At 44.6% G+C, this 18,557-nt stretch carries 10 protein-coding genes; 2 read left to right on the forward strand and 8 right to left on the reverse strand.

The features are described from left to right. Positions 1-150 precede the first annotated feature (150 nt). From J3P43_RS00405 to J3P43_RS00435, 7 genes are all read right to left on the reverse strand, one after another. Positions 151-1,311 carry a glycoside hydrolase family 88/105 protein gene (locus J3P43_RS00405; protein WP_255897778.1) on the reverse strand — a complete coding sequence of 387 codons (1,161 nt, stop codon included), beginning with the start codon at positions 1,309-1,311 and terminating at the stop codon, positions 151-153. Further along, on the reverse strand, positions 1,308-2,120 hold the full coding sequence (locus J3P43_RS00410; RefSeq protein WP_255897779.1) for a rhamnogalacturonan acetylesterase: 813 nt from the start codon (positions 2,118-2,120) through the stop codon (positions 1,308-1,310). The genes J3P43_RS00405 and J3P43_RS00410 overlap by 4 nt, the downstream gene beginning before the upstream one ends. Positions 2,121-2,185: 65 nt before the next feature. Continuing rightward, a complete protein-coding gene (locus tag J3P43_RS00415) occupies positions 2,186-2,956 on the reverse strand; it encodes a rhamnogalacturonan acetylesterase (protein WP_255897780.1) in 771 nt (256 codons plus the stop codon). A 50-nt stretch (positions 2,957-3,006) separates the two neighbouring features. Continuing rightward, positions 3,007-4,863, reverse strand: a complete 1,857-nt coding sequence (locus J3P43_RS00420) for a rhamnogalacturonan lyase (protein ID WP_255897781.1) — start codon at positions 4,861-4,863, stop codon at positions 3,007-3,009. A gap of 155 nt (positions 4,864-5,018) precedes the next feature. Beyond that, entirely contained in the window at positions 5,019-7,175 is a 2,157-nt protein-coding gene (locus J3P43_RS00425) for a hypothetical protein (RefSeq protein ID WP_255897782.1), read from the reverse strand. 89 nt (positions 7,176-7,264) lie between these two features. Beyond that, positions 7,265-9,592 carry a glycoside hydrolase family 2 TIM barrel-domain containing protein gene (locus J3P43_RS00430; RefSeq protein ID WP_255897783.1) on the reverse strand — a complete coding sequence of 776 codons (2,328 nt, stop codon included), beginning with the start codon at positions 9,590-9,592 and terminating at the stop codon, positions 7,265-7,267. 5 nt (positions 9,593-9,597) lie between these two features. Then, positions 9,598-11,514, reverse strand: coding sequence for a rhamnogalacturonan lyase (locus J3P43_RS00435; protein WP_255897784.1), 1,917 nt, complete (start codon positions 11,512-11,514; stop codon positions 9,598-9,600). Positions 11,515-12,011: 497 nt separating this feature from the next. Between J3P43_RS00435 and J3P43_RS00440 the strand changes: the two genes are divergently transcribed. Both J3P43_RS00440 and J3P43_RS00445 read left to right on the forward strand, forming a co-directional pair. Then, the gene (locus J3P43_RS00440; RefSeq protein WP_255897785.1) at positions 12,012-15,764 is read left to right on the forward strand and encodes a T9SS type A sorting domain-containing protein; all 3,753 of its coding nucleotides are present in this window, start codon (positions 12,012-12,014) and stop codon (positions 15,762-15,764) included. A gap of 43 nt (positions 15,765-15,807) precedes the next feature. Then, on the forward strand, positions 15,808-16,023 hold the full coding sequence (locus tag J3P43_RS00445) for a PID-CTERM protein-sorting domain-containing protein (protein WP_255897786.1): 216 nt from the start codon (positions 15,808-15,810) through the stop codon (positions 16,021-16,023). A gap of 366 nt (positions 16,024-16,389) precedes the next feature. Here the strand turns inward: J3P43_RS00445 and J3P43_RS00450 are convergent, their stop codons facing one another. Beyond that, complete coding sequence (locus J3P43_RS00450) at positions 16,390-18,555, reverse strand: hypothetical protein (RefSeq protein WP_255897787.1); 2,166 nt, start codon at positions 18,553-18,555, stop codon at positions 16,390-16,392. Positions 18,556-18,557 lie beyond the last annotated feature (2 nt).

An 18,557-nucleotide genomic window follows, 5' to 3' on the forward strand; every position in this document is an offset into this window, starting at 1 on the left:
TTTTTAATATTAATAGCTCTCGATTCGCTGGAGCGAACTTGCTGCGAGAATCATGAATAACATGAAATATCCATCAGCTAAAGAAAAATCTGAACAGATCTGTATTTAGCTATAATAACGAAGCCCCAACTTACAGAAGGGGCCTTGTTATTATCGTGCCATCTTGTATACCTCACTGCCTGCCATCAGGAAACAGCCCAAACCATAATCCTCAAAATCTGGTTTGCTGGTATAACTTACCGGCTGGCCATCTTTGGGCTCTTTACCAGTACCTTGTACATAACCCAAAAAACCATTTTTGTGGACTGCATCTTTGTGCATTGCATTCCATGCCCTGGTTATTACCGGTGTATAAACATCCTTGCTTAATATGCCCTTATTCACTCCCCAAGCCATGCCATAAACAAATAAAGAAGTCCCTGTAGTTTCTTTTCCGCCGTAATTATTCGGATCGTGTAAACTTGCATTCCAAAAACCATCTGCTCGTTGAATAGGAAGCAATGCAGCCATCATATCTTTATAATCCTGCATGTATTCATTATAATGCGGGTCTGACTTAGGAAGCATGTCGAGCGTACGCACCAATGCCGCAACCACCCAACCGTTACCTCTTGACCAGTAGCAATCCTGACCATTAGGTTCTTTGTAAGGAGGATCAAAATCCCTGTCTCTCCACCATAACTTATCTTCTGGATTCCACAATCCTTTGTCGCCGTGCTTTGTTTTGCTGTAGTTATACAACTCATACATTTTGTCGAAATATCTCGTATCGTTATACAATACCCCCAACCTGGTGAATACGGGCATAGCCATCTGCAAAGCGTCTATCCACCACCAGTCGTCTACTTTATCGCTGACAAGCATTCCATCAACAGCCGTTTTTATATCTCTGATGCGCTCTTCCTTTTTATCGATCAAATAAAGATCAATATAGGTTTGTCCACAGGTTTGATCGTCAGCATTCTGGCGTTCTCTTGCGGTACCACTTCTCAATCCCCACTTATGTTTTTCACCCCAGTCTACAGCATAATCGTAGTACACTTTTTTGTTCTTCTCGTTGGCATCTGTGCGATACAGTTCCATTAGGCCTTCGTAGTACACGCCGCGAGTCCAGATATTACTTGGCCTTTCTCTGTTAGTAATGATAGATTTGCCAGGATCAGGCCATTTATTCATAAAATACTCATTTGTGCGACGCATATCCTTCAGCACATTCTTCTTCTTTGGAAGCTTTTGGGCATGGACCCCGGTAAAAACAGAGGCAAGCAAAAGCACTGCGATGGATTTAATCCACGGACGAAAAGTTATCATATCGGATCAAGTGTATTAGTTTTTAAATATTTTTTTAGTGGATTTCTCTTCAGTTGATTTAAGCCCTCAACCACAGATTGAGCATTTAATCTTGCGCCGGCTTCTATAGTATGAGTTCCGTCTGTAGCGTTAAAGTAGGTCGCCCTCACTTTCTGTTCACCTTCGCGATCATAATGATCTGAAGCTATTTTATGAAGATCTATAAAATAAGCCCCTCCCTGCACCGCAGCGTCATGAGCCCATTGTGAATAGTTTGTAAAGTTGCGCTCCACTTTACCGTTTGACCAGTTATTTTGCGGGATAGAGGATGCAACAATAGCAGTTGCACCCTTCGCTTGTATGTCTGAAATGAATTTTCTGAGATACCAACCATATGTGTAAACTACTTCTTTTTGCTTAGTTATAGGATTATAGATTTCTTTACTTTCGTTTCCGTTACCCTGAATAGTGCCCCTCGCACGTGCAGCGTCGTCCAATGGACTCCGGTCGTTATGTCCGAACTGCATAATCACATAGTCACCTTTTTTAATTTGCGGAAGCACAGCAGCCCACCTGCCACGATGCATAAACGTACGACTGCTGGTTCCTCCAAGCGCCTCATTCTTTACCGAGATCTTTGTGGTGTCGAAATAGGCGGCTATCAGGTCTCCCCAACCCCAGCGTCCGCCGTCGCCCATACCTTTACTTCCGTGCCTCACGGTAGAGTCACCTATTAAAAAAAGGGTTGGCTTATCCTCTGGCTTCATCACCAGGCAAGAAGAAATAAGAACTGCTAAACCTAGCAGATATGTTCTGAGTGTTTTATTCATTATGCTGTATTGTACAGAGAGCAGATCCGGTTACCCGAAATAAATTGGTCTGCGAATTTAAAAACTTAGCGTAAATATTTGGTTAATTGCTTTTGTAATCTTAATCCTTCGGCCACCGAAGCAGCATTAATTCTGGCACCGGCCTGGTTAGTATGGGTATGATCGCCAGGAAATAATTCCTTTACCTTCTCCGGCCCCATAATATCATACTTATCGGCGGTAATTTTATTTAAGTCAACGAAGAGAGCGCCGTCTAGTTCGGCCGCTTCTTTGGCCCACTTGCCGTAATCATTATCTGCCCGTTTAACTTTTCCGTTTACCCATTGATTGCGCGGAATCATTGAAAGCACAACAGGCGTAGCTCCCTTCGCTTTTGCTTCGCGGATAAACCTACGAAGATAGTGCCCATACGTATAGACAACCTCTTTTTCACCACTTGGCCAGATTAATTCCAATGTATCATTACCGGTGCCTCTAAGTACTCCCCGAGCACCAAACCTGTCTGTAGTACTGGGCTTTGCGCCTTCGTTATGGCCAAATTGCATAAACACATAATCACCCGGCTTTAATGTGGATAATACTTTATCCCAGCGACCCTCTTTTATAAAGGTCCGGGTACTGCGCCCTGCTGCTGCCTGATTACTGACATTAACTTTATTGCTGTCGAGAAAATCTATTAGATAGGTTCCCCAGCCTGCCTGCCCTTTGCCGGTATTCTGGACTGTTGAATCGCCAATAATATAAACTGTAGGCTTATTTTGTAGAGTAAAAGCAGCAAAAAGCATTATAACTGCAAATGCGGGCCAAAATCCTCTAAAAAATATCTGTTTTTTCATATGCTTATAAACGTTATTTATTTACTGATTGTGTTCTGGGCTTCCTGACCTCAATAACTGGTTTCGGAGCTTTTTTTCATGTCCTCTCCAATATAAAAATTTGGGTGAGGAGGTTGATTATATGCAACGTTCTGCCAGGCAATTGCCATACGGTATTGCGGGTTATGCATTAGTGTATACATTTTATGATTTGTCGGAATAGTAGTAGTATAAATCCTCAATTCCTTGTTATCAGTAGACCTGAGAATCACTTCCTCTCTCCAGTCGCCCAAAATATCTGCGCTTAAAGCTGGTGTAGACTTGCTTCCATTGTTTGAAGAGGCACCTGTAGCGGTAAATATACGTCCAACTTTATACTTGTCAATTCCGTTTCCATTAAGTAATTCGCGAGTCAGATCGCCATCCCACCATACCAGGAAATTTACTGAAGACGGTTGCGGACCTATTTTCTCTCCTTTCATGTTCAACACTCCGTTTGAACCAGCGAACCACATTTCTCCTCCGGGATTTTCCGGATCAATATTGGCAGCAACGCCGCGACCCACATCTTGGTTCTGATGGCCCGACCATAAAATCTCACCGGTTCTGGCATCGTATAATGCAGCGCCAGGGCCTTTGGTAGCATCTTCAATTTCATGTACTCCAAACACTTCAAGACCCGGCCGGCTCAGATCAAAATCGCTCACATGCAGTGCATCTCCATGACGCAAGCCGGTTGTAAATAATCCTTTTCCATTATCATCTACAACCATCGACCCGTAAATAACTTCGTCTTTGCCGTCATTATCCACATCGGCGATACTTAAGCCATGGTTACCCTGGCCAGAATACGGGTTATCAGCATCTTTACTATCAAAAACCCAGCGTGATGTTAATTTTCCATTGCGATAATCCCAGGCGGCTATAACCGACCGGCCATAATAACCTCGGCACATCAATACGCTTGGAAGTTTACCGTCAAGATAAGCTGCCCCGGCTACCATGCGATCCACGCGATTTCCCGTGCTGTCGTTCCCGCCGTGCCCTCCATGTCCTCCCCATCCGTTTAAGGGATAGCGGTTCGGAATATAATCTGTTGTTGCTAACGCTTCTCCGGTTCTGCCGCTAAAAACGGTGAAGTATTCCGGACCGTCGAGTATCTTTCCATATAACGTATTTCGAGGTGGAACAGTCAGATTCCGCCAGTCTTTTGTCGAATCTCCAATAACTTTTCCTTTACCATCAATGGTGCCGTCAGCTGTTTTGCAGGCAAATTCAGATATCCCGTCACCATCCATATCAATTACAATGAATTGAGTATAATGCGCGCCTTCACGGATATTTTTCCCCAGGCTAATCTGCCACAATAATGTTCCATCGAGTTTATATGCCTGAAATACGGGGATACCCGAAATCCCCGGCGAGGGGGTATCAATACCACGGGCGGTTTGATGCAGAATAATTTCATACTCGCCATCACCATCCAGATCGCCTACCGAGGCATCGTTAGGCGTATAACCATCGAGTGTTTTTAACGGAATAGAAAGATACTGCCGTACGGCTGCATGAGCCGGAAGGGTAAAAACTTCACCGGTTTCAGTTTCCTTTCCCTTCAAAACTGCCTTAACATAGTACGCGTTCGACTTTGTAGAATCAACACCAGAATCAAGGTAATTAGTACTTGAGGATATTGGCGTTACATTCAACTTAACAGCCTTTGCACCGCCGGTTGATCGATAAATATTGAAAGTAATATCGTCTGGGTCGGTACCAAGCATGCGCCATCCTAAATACACTTTTCCGGCGCCCTGGCTAATTGCAATTGTACCCCTGTCAAGGTATTCCATCCGACGCTTTTGGGCAGCCGCGGAAAATGTCAGAAAGAGAGAAAGAACTCCCAAAAAGAAGCTTTGCGAAAGTTTTATCATTATTGTTTATAAACGGTGCAATAAAATAAGCGATTTAGGGCCGTATAGCTATCCTGCGCTATCATGCACCTTAAAGAAAAAAGCCTTGTCTATTAAACGCACAAGGCTTTTTTAAACATGCAGTAATACACATGTTACATTCTTCCAAAGGATTGCTATCTGATTCGCTTGATTTCGTACCAGGTAGTAGCAGTGTTTCCGATATCTATACTCCAACCCGAAGTGGTTTTCTTAGCCATCACTGCTGGCCCCGAAGGCTTACCCGAACCGTCAAGCGGCTGGACACTTAGTGAAGACACATTTTTTAGGCCCTTCAGAGTTACCGTACCCTTAACTGTTTCGATAAGTGAGGGAGAGCCTGCACTCCGTACAGATTTAGTGCGAGTTTCATTCCATTGCAAACCAGTATTTTCTGCTCGCGCCGCCGCTACAAGCAGCAGATGAGACGAGCTTTCAATGGCTTTGTTATCGAGTGCTGTTAAGGTAAGCGAACAAAAATCATTCGAAATATTTGCTGACAAATTTTTTACAGACTTGCCATTTGCCTTAACGAAGCCTACTAAAGCCTGAGAGCTTGGTGTTTCTACGGTTACCAATCCATTTTTCTGATTCTCGGTATACCATGCCAATTCCTTTGTATCTGATACTACAGGATTTTCTTTCAAAGGCTTGAACTGCTGCGTTGCCGGACCTTCCATCGAGCCTATTCTCACCTGATGCTTCAACACATTGGCTACGGGGAACCCAGTGGTATAATAAGGAGCTTCAGATTGAGGCATACGCATAGTTTCACGAATCTGCTCTGTTGTATAATTACGTTTAATAACTTTTTTTCCAGCTTTAACGTCTCCCCTTAAAAACATTAGCGCAGCTGCTGCAAATTGAGGCATTTTTACTGGGTGATGAGAGATATCGAAGGCATCCGGGATATAGCCTTTAAAGTCAGGAGTTGATTTTGGTTCAAATGTATACCAGATTACCGCATCCCAATCCTGCAGACCAGCATAAGCTGCAAGAACGGGGATTCCTTCTGATTCATAATCGTTAGGAGAAGAATGGTTCACTTCGGTTACTGTATATGGCATTCCTGCAACTGCAGTGCGTGACAGCTTTACCACGGTAGATGAATCTGGCTCGTTGACCATGGGGGTATTTAATTTGCCCGGCCAGCTAGGATGCTGCCAGTAAACATGTCCGTCCTGTATATCCATAGCGGCGTTAGACCAAATCATAGGAGTCTCAGGCTGATTATGAAGAAAGTCGTTACTGCCCAATAGAAGCTGATTAATTTTTAGTGTATCTTTCAAATAACGTCTCATATCCTTAAAAAAATCACGCTCGGTTTCCATATAGAACTGAACAATGGTATTAAACAACTCCTTTGGCGACGTTTGGTAAGCTGCTTTGCGGATACGCGGAACCAGTTCACCCTCTTTTACACCGGCCTGTTGTCTTAACTGAGCCAGTTGCTGAGGGCTTTTAGTCTTCTTCAGATAATCATTAAACTGCTGCGTAAGCATATCTGAATAAAACGGCGAAATAGCTTTGAAATTGGGGTCGCGGTTAGGTTTCTCTAAGGGGTGCAGGGCATCCCTTTCCCATGCATCAAACAGAGTATTTTCGTTCACAAGCTCTAATATCACAATTGCAGGCTCGTTACGATACTCTGTTTTGGTATAGGGATTATAATGCGTAAGCAGCTGCTTAGCATACTCCTTTTGAAGCTCGATTAGCCTTGGTGAAAAATATGAAACATATTTTGCCCAACCTACCTGATCATGATCTTTTAAGTCGTCGCCTTCTTTAAAGGTACGGCCCACCAAAAGATTTAAATCGGAATAAATGCCATTCTTTTTTAGTTCAGCTATCCAGAAATCCAGTTTATCCATTTGGATCGAATCTAAGTGACGGGTATCGGTCCGTCTGCCGTCAATCACACCACCCCTCGAATGCGGAAAATCAAGAAAATGCAGGCGCACGCAGTTCACACCATAGCGGGCCAGGGCTTTTGCCCAGAATACTGCTTCCGCTTTTGTGGGTAACTGAACAGAGCTACGGGTCCACTGGGTAATGTTTACACCCCATAATTTGAGCCGCTTTCCGTCTGGCTTAAAAAAGTGTCCATCTTTTATGGTGACGAAACCACTTTTCCCGGCTGGCTTTTCATGCAGGAAAGACAAATCTACAGTTGAGCCGGCAGCACTGCGGTGATCAATAACAAAGGGCTCCATCTGGATGGAAGTCTGTGCTTTCGCAAGCCCTGAACAAACACAAGCCGCAATTAAAAATGTAATTGGTTTAAAAATCTTCATTCGTATTATCTGGTAAGCAAATTAACATCTTTCGGCAAGAGTACCGAACTTCATTTAAACCCTGTCATCTGATAAAACTGTCTACAAGGTCAGGGAACTAGATTTAAAGTAACGATTCCACTCTTCAGCCCATCTGCGGAAGCTAAGACTTCAATTTTACCCTTTGAACCATTTGCTTGTATAAGGGCTACAGCCCGTCCCCGGTTTGCCCTTCTTTCCGAACCTTTGTAGGATTCCGTACTTTGCATCAGGCCATTATCCACAGAATTAATCCGACCGGCCCCGCTCACCTTGAAAGAGATTGTATTGTCTGAATTGGGACAAGGAATGCCATTTTCATCTACAATCACCGCAGTGACAAGTGCTGCGTCGTCGAAGTTAGATGATAGCTTTGTCTGATCTGACGTTAATAGTATGGCGGCTGGTTTCCCTGCAGTCTTTAGTTCATATTCGGCAGCTATCTTTCCTTTATTTTTCCCGACAGCTTTAAGCGTTCCCGGCGCGAAAGTCACCTTCCAGCTAAAGGGAGATGCGTCTTTTGCCAGGGGCTTCACGCCTAAGGATTTTCCGTTATGAAATAACTCAACCTCCTCGCAATTACTGTAAACCTGAACATGTGCTTCGTCATAAGTGTCAAAGTCTGCGGGAGTCCAGTCGGAGACACCTTGACCACCTCCTGCATTCCCGGCACTTCTGGAAATATACACCATCGGCTTATCCGACCACCAGCTCTGACGCTGATATCCCCTGGGCTTTATTGCCCCGGTTCTGTCAAGAATACCTGCAGGATTACCAACCGAAGGCCAGTTGGCTTCGCCAAAATAATCTATACCAGTCCACAAAAACTGTCCTGCCATATAAGGTTTATCGCGAAGAATAAGCCAGGCCTCCTGCTGATGACCGTTCTCTGTTCCGATCACTTTTCGCTCCGGTTTCGATTCATGTGCTGCCACTAATTCGCTTTCGCGATAGTTTTGACCAACAATATCCATCAATTCCACAAAACCGTTGTCGTATACTTTAGCAGAATTGGGGCGGAAGAGCGCCATGGTAATTGGGCGGGTACCATCCAACCTGTTAATCAGGTCTCGCTGATCAGTAAAGGTTTTAAAATTTGCAGGACTCAGGTCATCACGTATTTCATTACCGACACTATACATGATAATACTCGGGTGATTTCGGTCGCGCTTGATGACGTCACGCGTATCTGCCTCCCACCATTTATCGAAATACAAGTTGTAGCCATTTTCGCCGTTCGCCTTTTTCGCTCTCCAGGTGTCGAAAGTTTCATCCATAACCAACAGACCCAGCTGGTCGCACAAGTCGTAAAATTCCGGTGCCATTGGATTGTGAGCGGTGCGGATTCCATTTACTCCTAATTCTTTCAGAGCCACCAGACGTTTTTTCCATATAGAAGCCGGTACTGCTGCTCCCACTGATCCACCATCATGATGGAGGCAAACTCCCTTTATCTTCATGTTTTTTCCGTTAAGATAAAAGCCCGTGGCTGCGTCAAAACGAAAATTCCTGATTCCGAAGGTAGTTACTTCATCATCGAGAACAGTTTTATCGGATAATATCCGGGTAACCGCCTGGTAAATATGAGGCGTCTGGATATCCCATAATTGTGGCTTATTCACTGAAAAGTCCTGTGAAATATCCGCTGATTTTCCGGCAGGTATTAATTGTTTCGATTCGCTTGTTTTAAGAATTTTACCATCGGGACTATACAAGGCGGTTTGCAGGGTAATCTGCTTTGAGGATCCAGATTCGTTTAAAACTGCGGTTTTGACGTTAACCATCGCGGATTTATCCGATACATCTTTAGCAGTGATAAATACGCCCCATTGGTCAACATGAACGGGGTTTGCTGTTATCAGTCGCACGTGCCTGTAAATACCGGCTCCGGTATACCAGCGGGAAGCAGGCTGTACAGAATTGTCTGCACGAACGGCGATTATATTTGTTTTACCGGGAACAAGATGGGGACCGAGCTCGTATCGAAATCCAACATATCCGTTGGGCCGCTGGCCCAGATGTTTTCCATTTACCCAGACGTCGCTGTTAGCCATTATCCCATCAAACTCAATGTAGATCTTTTTACCTGCATCGCGCTGCGGAATTGTAAAAGATTTACGATACCAGCCAATTCCTCCCGGGAGGTAGCCCCCGCCTCTGCCGGTCGTGTTATTGCGGTCGTATGGCCCTTCAATGCTCCAGTCGTGCGGAACGCTTAGAGTTTTCCATGTGTTATCATTATAATCTGGCTTCTCCGCTCCCGCGACATCTTTTTGTATAAACTTCCAGTTTTCTTCAAACGGTACTACATTCCTTACCGTCTCGCTTTTTTGTGCAAACAAGGAGCTGGTAGCAAACAGGCAAACAAGTACCAGGTTCTTTAATTTATATCTGATCATAATAATTATTTCTTTGTTGTGGCTTTGTATTTAACTAACGTGATATTCGGCTTTGGCGGCGCCTTCATTTCCGGACCGATGTAAAAGCTGGTGTGAGGTGGTTGATTATAGGCCACATTTTGCCATGCTATACTAAGCCGGTATTGCGGGTCGTGCATAAAAGTATAAAAGCGGTTGACAGCAGGTATGGTAGTTGTGAAGATGCGTAGCTCTTTACCGTCGCGGGTACGGTACATTACTTCTTCCCGCCAATCGCCCAGGATATCTGCACTTAATGCGGGGGTAGATTTAGTTCCGTTATTGTGCACGCAATCGTATTGAGATGCATTTAAAATCACGTCTGTTTTCTGATTGGTATAGTCCCACTTCCCGATTGAGGTCGAGTTTAGAATTTCACTTAACATATCTGAATCCCAGAAAATGCCAAAGTTTACTGAGGGTGTCTTTTCTGCGATTTTATTCCCTTTTGTATCAAACATGCCGGTAATATTTGCGCCCGCCACCCACGATTCAAAGCCCTTGTATCGGGGATCAACGTCAAGCGATAATCCGCGACCAGGACCTTCTCCATCTTCGCCGGCTTTAACAGAAGGCTTCTTCCAAATCACTTCACCGGTGCGGGCATCGCGGAAGTTTGCCCCTGCGTCTCCAAATCTTTCCTGTATACTAAATACTTCTAATCCGGGTCTTTCAGGATCGAGATCAGACACATGTAGTGCATCGGAATGCCCAATTCTGGTTGTGTACAATCCTTTTCCGTTATCATCGAGAGTCATCTGTCCATATACAATTTCATCCTTTCCATCCCCATCTACATCAGCAACAGACAAATTATGGTTCCCCTGACCGCGGAAAGGTCGGTTCTCCTCACTGGCATCGCTATCAAAAACCCAGCGTTGTGTGAGCTTTCGGTCTTTCAGATCCCAGGCTGCTATAACTGTGCGGGTATAATAACCGCGACACATAATCAAGCTTGGGTGTACTCCGTCCAAATAAGCGACAGCTGCCAGAAAGCGGTCTCCCCGATTACCGTTTCCATCGCCCCAGATGGTACGCATTTCCTCCTGTGTAGGTTCTAGCTTATCAGGATGTCGGGGAGGATTGTAATTAGTAGTATGTATTTCTGCCCCGGTTAATCCATTGAAAACGGTTAGATACTCGGGGCCTTTCAAAATCATCCCACGCGCATCAACGTAGTTTTTTGTAGAGTCGCCAATAACCTTTCCCTTTCCGTCAATTGTACCATCAGCAGTTTTGCAGGCGACTTCTGCTATTCCGTCCCCATCCAGGTCGTAAACCATAAATTGGGTATAGTGGGCGCCTTCGCGGATATTTCTTCCAAGATTGATTCGCCAAAGCAATGTTCCGTTGAGTTTGTAAGCTTCAAGTATTGGCGGATCAGTAATTCCCGCCTGCGAATTATCCCGGCCACGCCCGGTCTGATGTAGTACGATTTCGTATTCTCCATCACCATCCAAATCGGCAACTGATGCATCATTGGGATTATAACCCGCAGGTGTTTGCAATGGAACTGACAAATATGGGAGCGCAGGAGATTTAGCCTTTAAAACAAAAGACTTACTGGTTTCAACTTCTTTACCCTTTAGTACTGCCTTAACGAAATAAGTGTTGGATTTAAATGTGTCAATTCCTGAATCCACAAAATCGGTGGTTTTAAGAAGCGGCGACTTATTTAGCTTAACCGACCGGCCGCCATTTACCGACCGATAAATATTAAAGGCTATTTCTGAGGGATCGGTTCCAAGCAGCCGCCATCCAATATACACCTTTCCCTGCCCCTGATTAACGGCCACAAGACCGCGTCCAAGACTCTCCATTTGGCGCTGAGAATAGGCAATCGAACCGTTAAACACTATAGAAACTAGCAGGAGAAACCTCCAAACGAGTAGAATTTTATTCATAATCAGTAATAATTGGTATCTGAAATTAGATAATTACCAAGGCAGGGCTATCATGTACTGTCATGAAAACTCCGCCAGGCAAATCTGCAGACCTGCTTAAATTGCTTATCATAAGCAATTTACTCATTTCACTACCATGAGGGGTAATACATATGTTACAATTTTAAATGTAATAAGCTCATTACATGAAGATTAAGAACACACGGAAAGCTTTAGCGATACCTACCCAACTCTTGCTTTCGTAAAGCAGCTATTTTAAACTGCAAACAGAAGACTCTGGCAAGTTTCCCGAAAACACCTGCAGGCGATAAGTGGGCCAGGTTAAAAATATTTTTCAGAACTGTTACCCAGCAAGTTAGACTGAACTTAAAAAAAAGAATTATTTGTTTGCATCTTTTTTAATGACCTTCACGTAAAAAAAGGGAAATAATATCCACAAATTGCGGATATTTTCCGCAAAGCGCTCTCATTTTTCATATCTCTAACAGGTAGCAAAAATGAAACACTTACTCTCAACCTCTAATGCACAATCTAATCTATCCGAAAGAAAAACTAGCCTTAGTGATGCGAGATGCAAGAATTACAGCAAATACAGCAGTATCTTCCGCTCCCTTGCGGCCGGCGTTTTTCTAATTTTTCTTTCGCCAGCGATAGGTTTGGCACAGGGGATTACCGTTAGAGATGCTAACGGCGCTGGAAATGGCATTACACAAGGCTCCTTAACCCTGGGGCAAAAAAATATAGTATTATTCGGCTTTGGTATAAAAGCGGAGGTGATAAGTACGCTGACGGAAATGAACGTTGGAATTTTCTCTCCCGACAGTCGTAACAACTACTTCAGCAATTTTAGAATTATAAAATCGGCCGATAGCGTACACTCCTTCGATGATATTCAGCTCGGTATCACTGCAAGTTGGAAGAAAAACAATCTGAGCAGCCTGAGCATTTCGCTTTCGGACGAGCTTGCAGACACCTCGAAAGCATCTTATTATTTTCTGGTAGCGGATTATAGCGGCAACACCGGGACCGTCCCGGGAACCATACAATTTAATTTCTCAACTACCCAAAAGTCAAGCGCATTGATAACAAGCGGCGGCAGTTATAACAATTTTAACCTGCCGGGAACTACTTTTAGTATGAACCCGCCAACGGTTGCTGTTTCAAGCAACAACAGTGGAACTAATGGAATCACCCCCTCTTTAATCACTTTCAACCAAAAAGGCATTGTCCTTTTTGGATTCGGAGTGAACGTTCAGGGAGTTTCCACCATAAGCCAGTTTAACATCAGCAGCACCAACAACATCGGCAGCTATTTCAGCAATGGAAAGCTTTACCGGTCAACAGACAACGTCTTTTCTATGGACGACGCTTTGATCGCGTCAATAAATATCGGAAAGAACGTAAGCACCAATCTCGCCATATCTAACCTGAGTGAGTCGTTTGACTGGTCGCCGATACGCTATTATTTTTTAGTGGCTGACTATACTACCAATGGCCCTGTATTGAACAATACCATAAAACTCCAGTTTAAAAGTGCGCAAACTGCCGAGGCCGTTGTGCAAAGCGCTCCGCAAAAATACTCATACAATAATTTCGATATTGACGGGCAGACCTTCGTATTTGCAAGAACTACCATTTGGCTGGGCAACGCACTGCTGAATCCAGCCAACTGGAATAATGCCGAAAACTGGAGCGGAGGCTATGTTCCGGGCACAACAGATATCGCCTATCTGGGCACACAAAGCTTTCTTACACAACCTGTGGTCTCCGCCAACGCCAGCATTGGCGCCATCCACCTTGGAACCGCGCAATCAGTTACTCTTACCGTAGACAGCGCCGCGACTTTATCTGCAGGCGATGTAATTTTCAGAACTGCCAATGCTTCAGTAACTGATAGCATCAGGGGTGCAGGAAACTTGTTGGTCAATAACTTCCAGTTAAGTGAACCCACCACCAATCCTGTGCTTTCTGTCAACCAGATCTCAAAAATCGTTTCAAGTATTGCTAATCTTAGGGCCAGCAACATTATTCTTCGTTCAAAAGCAAACGGCTCAAAAAATGACGCGGTATTTGAAGTATCGGCCGGAACAGTTTCAGTAACGGGAAGCATTCAGACTATCCATACCAGCGCAGCTAACACCGCAACTTTTTATACAGACAGCAGCAGTGTCATCCACTTATCAGCAGCAAATCCATTTCTCTTGTCGGCCACCGGCAGCAATGCCATCACCCACCGGGGAGTAACCGCTTTTAATGGAGCACTGGCTCAAAACATAAGCGGCAAAGTAAACTTTAAGGACCTAATTCTAAGTGGCGATGGTGTAAAAACTATTGAAGCCACTATCCCGGGACCATTCAATCTTGCCGGAAACCTCACCATCACTGCCCCGGCGAGAATCAACTATTCTCCGAATATCACTTCAATAAACGTTAGAGGAAATTTTTCGGGAAATTCTGCTCTCAATTCGGGCGCCCTTCCGGTCTATATTGGAAGACACTGGCTAAATACCACGCGTGGGCCTATCACCGGGACCGTAAATTATGACGGGCCAGGCGATCAAACGGTGGCCGGATTGCAATATACCAACGTCAATTTTCTGAACGGCGGAATTAAGAGCTTGTCGGACTCCGCATCGGTTAGTACAACGCTTACTGTTGGAGCAAACACTATTCTTTACACGGCCAACAAACTTACGTTGAGAGCCGACGCCAGTTCGAACGCTAATATAGCTCCGCTGCTCAACGGCGCCGATGTTCAGGGAAAAGTAATCGTGCAGTCGCATATCAAGGGCGGTAAACGAGGCAATGTAATATTAAGCTCTCCTATTTACGAAACCATCAATTCGGTTAAAGCTTTTCCGTACCGCCAGCTAAAAAGCCACATGCCGGTTACTGGCAATGGCGGCCCTACAAATGGATTTGACGAAGGAGCCGCTGTCAACCCCAACGGCTTTACCATCCGTAATTTCGTTGAATCTGCCTCGCCATCGCAGACGCAATACCTAAGCATTTCGCATATCGATAACACTATCGGCCCGGGCTTCGGCTTTGTATTCTTCTTCCGCGGCGATCGTTCAAATATTTACAACAAAGTGAATGCGCCCTTCATCACCCCGGAAGACGTAGTATATGAACATAATGGGGAGATCAACAAAGGCGACATCATTCTTCCTTTATCGTATACTTATTATTCGGGAGCAACCGATAACGGCTTTAACCTTGTAGGAAACCCGTACCCCTCAACCATTGATCTGCAAAAGTTACTGGAAGGCACACCATACACCCGCACCTGGATACTTAAACAGGACAATACTTATGCTGTTTATGACCCGGCACTTGGAACGGGTACTAACGGCGCTTCGCGTTATCTCGTACCCGGACAAGGATTCTTTGTACAGGCCAGCGAGGCGAATCAAACACTGACCTTTACCGAGGCTTGCAAAGTTACTTCTATGGCCTCAACCCGCACTATGGGAGAAAAAGACGAACCCACGAGCCATATATCTGCCTTGGCGCCAAAAACGGGCGACACTCAATACATAAAGCTGAAGGCACAAAAATCGGATATCGATTTAAGCGACGAAACGATCATTGCATTCAAAAGCGGGAGCAGTTCAAACAAAGATTCGGAAGATGCCGTGTATCTAAGTGAGGCAAGCGTTGTATTTGGCAGCCTCTCGACAGACAATGAATTACTGGCTATAAATTACCTTCCTGCCGGCGACAGCGACACGGAAGTTAAGCTGAATTTGACCGGAGAAACAGGTTCTTATAATCTAAGCTTAAGTGAAAAAGCTGCAACTGGTTTTTCAGACATTCTCCTGGTTGATAATTACTCCAATAAAATAGTTAGCCTGATAAGCGAGCCGGTTTACAATTTCTCTATCGATAAAGCTATCAGCAACACGCATGGAAATACGCGCTTCAAAATAGTTTTCAGAAAACCCTCACAGAATCTTGTTAAAACGGACAAGACCGCTGCAATGATGGAAGGAAGCAAGGAAGCTAGCTTACTGGTATACCCAAATCCGGTTGAGGACGAACTGAGGATTAATCTTTCGAACAATATCGGAACCGTAAAAATGAAGATCTATTCGATAAGCGGAAAAGAAGTAATGCACCACGAGGCTGAGTATGCCGAAACCATTATTCAGAACGTGTCTGTTCTCGGTAAAGGCCATTATATTTTAAAGCTCATAGACGCCAAGTCTGATAGCGTGATTGGGACAGAAAAGTTTATTAAGCAATAGAAATGGGAAGCGGAGCTTATTCTGCGTAAGGAGTAAAAGTTTGATGCAAAAAAAAGCCCTTTTAATTGCAGGTCTCATTTTTTTTATTTTTTCGTTTTGCTTTGGACAGGAAGAATTGCCACCTCCCCCTCCGGAAGACTGCGATCCTGATTACGACGTTTGCGAGGAGGATACTGCACCAATAGATGACGGAGTGATTCTGCTTTTGATAGCAGGAACGCTTTATGGGTTAAAACGGATAAAGCCAGGAGATTCTTAGCAATCAGAGGCTAAAGCACTTTGCATCCCATCCAACAGTAAGGTCGTACGGAGTTTTTAAAACATAAAACAAATGCACTCACAGGGGGGCACTGGCGGCATTAATCCCAGTACGCCCGGGTCAATCCAAGATTAAAATGCAACACCATGCTGAGAGGTAATTTTTTTTACGAATGCTGAAATCACTATGACCTGTAGCTATTGCCTTGATAGCTTTCCAAAAGTTTGAAACTTTTGGAAAGCTTAGCCAACGTCACAGGTAGTTGAGCGACATCGACATTAAAGACTTTGCAGCAGTTAACCGTCAAGCTTTAGATAGCAGCCTATCCACCATTCTTCGAAAGGCTCGGAGTCACCGCAACATGCATCAAGGCATTTTCTTAAACCCTTCAGACCTAACCTTCCACTTTCCGTCTTTGGGAAACCCGGGATTTGGTCCTACGCTTCCATCCCATCCTCCGGCCATCATCGCGACAGCGATAAGAACACCACCGTTTCCGGGAAGGTAAATACGTAAACGTCCGTCCTGGTAATTATGGCCATTTTTCAGGTATGTATTTGTTTGAACCTTCATGAAAAGTGCATCAATTGCCTTGTTTGGCTTGCCCAGTCGTGCTGCTGTTAACGCTGTCATCGGAAAATCCCAGCCCCAGGTATCAGGCCATTGCCAAACTTTCCAGACGGTATCAAAAGTACGCTGCATCGTCGCCTTGTCAAGTTTTGCAGACGCCGGAACCATACCTAATGCGCCAAGAACCGAAGGGTGATCTCGCAACCACTTCTCGTTAGTAAATGAGTCAGGGTTATTTTCGGTCGATAAATAAACTCCGTTTAATTCAGGAAGAGGCGCCAGTTTGTTAATTATGTTATCCCATTCAGCATTACGGGGCATACCGAGGCGCTCACGCCACTTTTGAGCGATGCGTAAAGCCCAATCCCAATAAGCTACTTCGTAAGTAGGATTATAGGTATCTTCTGCTTTAAACACTTCCTGGGCAGGGATCAACCCCTTGCCCAAATTATAGCGATTTTTCAAACTATCGTAGGCCGGAAATGAAGCCATAAATTCGGCAGTGCCAAAAACAAGGTCTTTATATTTCTCCAACATCTCTTTACTGCTGCTATCGCGATAAGCGAGTTCGGCCATATAAATGGGGTGCGGCTGCTGCCAGAGAATAAAAGCTCCAACAGTAGACGGACTTTCCAACCCTTCGTGATCGGTCATCTTCTGCCAGCGATAGCCCTTAAAGCCCTGCCGTCCGGCTATTTGCCTTGCCGGCTCTTTCACATTAAAATACCAATCGAGCGTTTTAGTCATCAACTCAGGCCTATTCCATAAAGCAAAGTGCACCGCGTGCCACCAATGCATTTCGAGGTGAGGCTTGCCAAACCAGCTATTGAAAGTCAGCCCGGTTTCCTGTGGAGGAAAATTACCCGCACATTGAATTTTTGTAAGATATTGAGACGTGATCACTCTTCGCTCAAGCTCCTTAGCTCTTGGATCAGTGCTCCCTGTGAAATCAATAGCGGCGCCACTCATCCAGAATTTCTTCCAGTTGCTGTTGCTGCTTTCACGGGTAGAACTAAAATCTGGAATCGACTCGGATTTTGCCGGCGAAAACAAAGCACTCAATTCAAAGCTTTCAGAATCTTTATTTGGCGTGAGCTGAAAATAGTGTGGCGTTGATGTGGGTGCAATAGAAGATTTGGTATTCCATTTTAACGCGGTAAAATAGGTTATTCCTTCCAACTGATGCTCGATTGTTGCTCCTGTTTCCCGGGGATCTATAATAGAGGTTTTATGCTTTTGATGATTTTTATAATTTACGCCTTCATCCAAAAACTCGGCTGTTGGATAAGGATAGCGCAACTTGAATTTAAGTCGCCCCATTCTGATCAAACCCGAGTTTACCTGTACCGAAATTAGATCCAGATTCTGATGCCCTACTGTAACAACATTTACGGGGATACCTTCCAGGGTGAAACTGCTGGTTAATTCGCCGGTCCACATGTTTAGAGTTTGACGGATATTCTTGATGTCGGCTGGTTTAGCCAAAGAACCATCTGCTTTGTAAAGATCGAAACCTAAATTACCCAACTGAAGCCGGTGAACGCTTTTGCGGAACCAGTCTGCCGCGTTGCGCTTGCGTAATGGCTCTGAATACTGAATAGAATAAGTGGATTTCTTCCCATTCAGGGTATATTCTTTTAAAGTCTCCTCAAATTTGAAACCTGCGGTATCTGACCAGCGATTCCATCCCCACTCAGATTGCGTTCCCAGTGACACTCCTTTGGCGTATCTTTCAGGAAAAGTCTGCAATCCGGTTACATCTGCAGTGAATGCAAATTTTCCATTTCCCAGCGAAAGCGACTCGAGGGAGTCGATACGAGTGTTAACAATATTGTGCCGTTGCACAAGCGCCTGCCGGTTAATAGGCTGGGCAATCGAAGCTGCGGTAAACGAACACGAAATAGCAATTACACAAGAGCCCAATCTTAACTTTTTAAACAGGCTGTTAGGTTTCAGTAGCATAT

It is taken from the genome of Paradesertivirga mongoliensis (assembly GCF_024436395.1).
Taxonomy (GTDB): Bacteria; Bacteroidota; Bacteroidia; order Sphingobacteriales; family Sphingobacteriaceae; genus Paradesertivirga; species Paradesertivirga mongoliensis.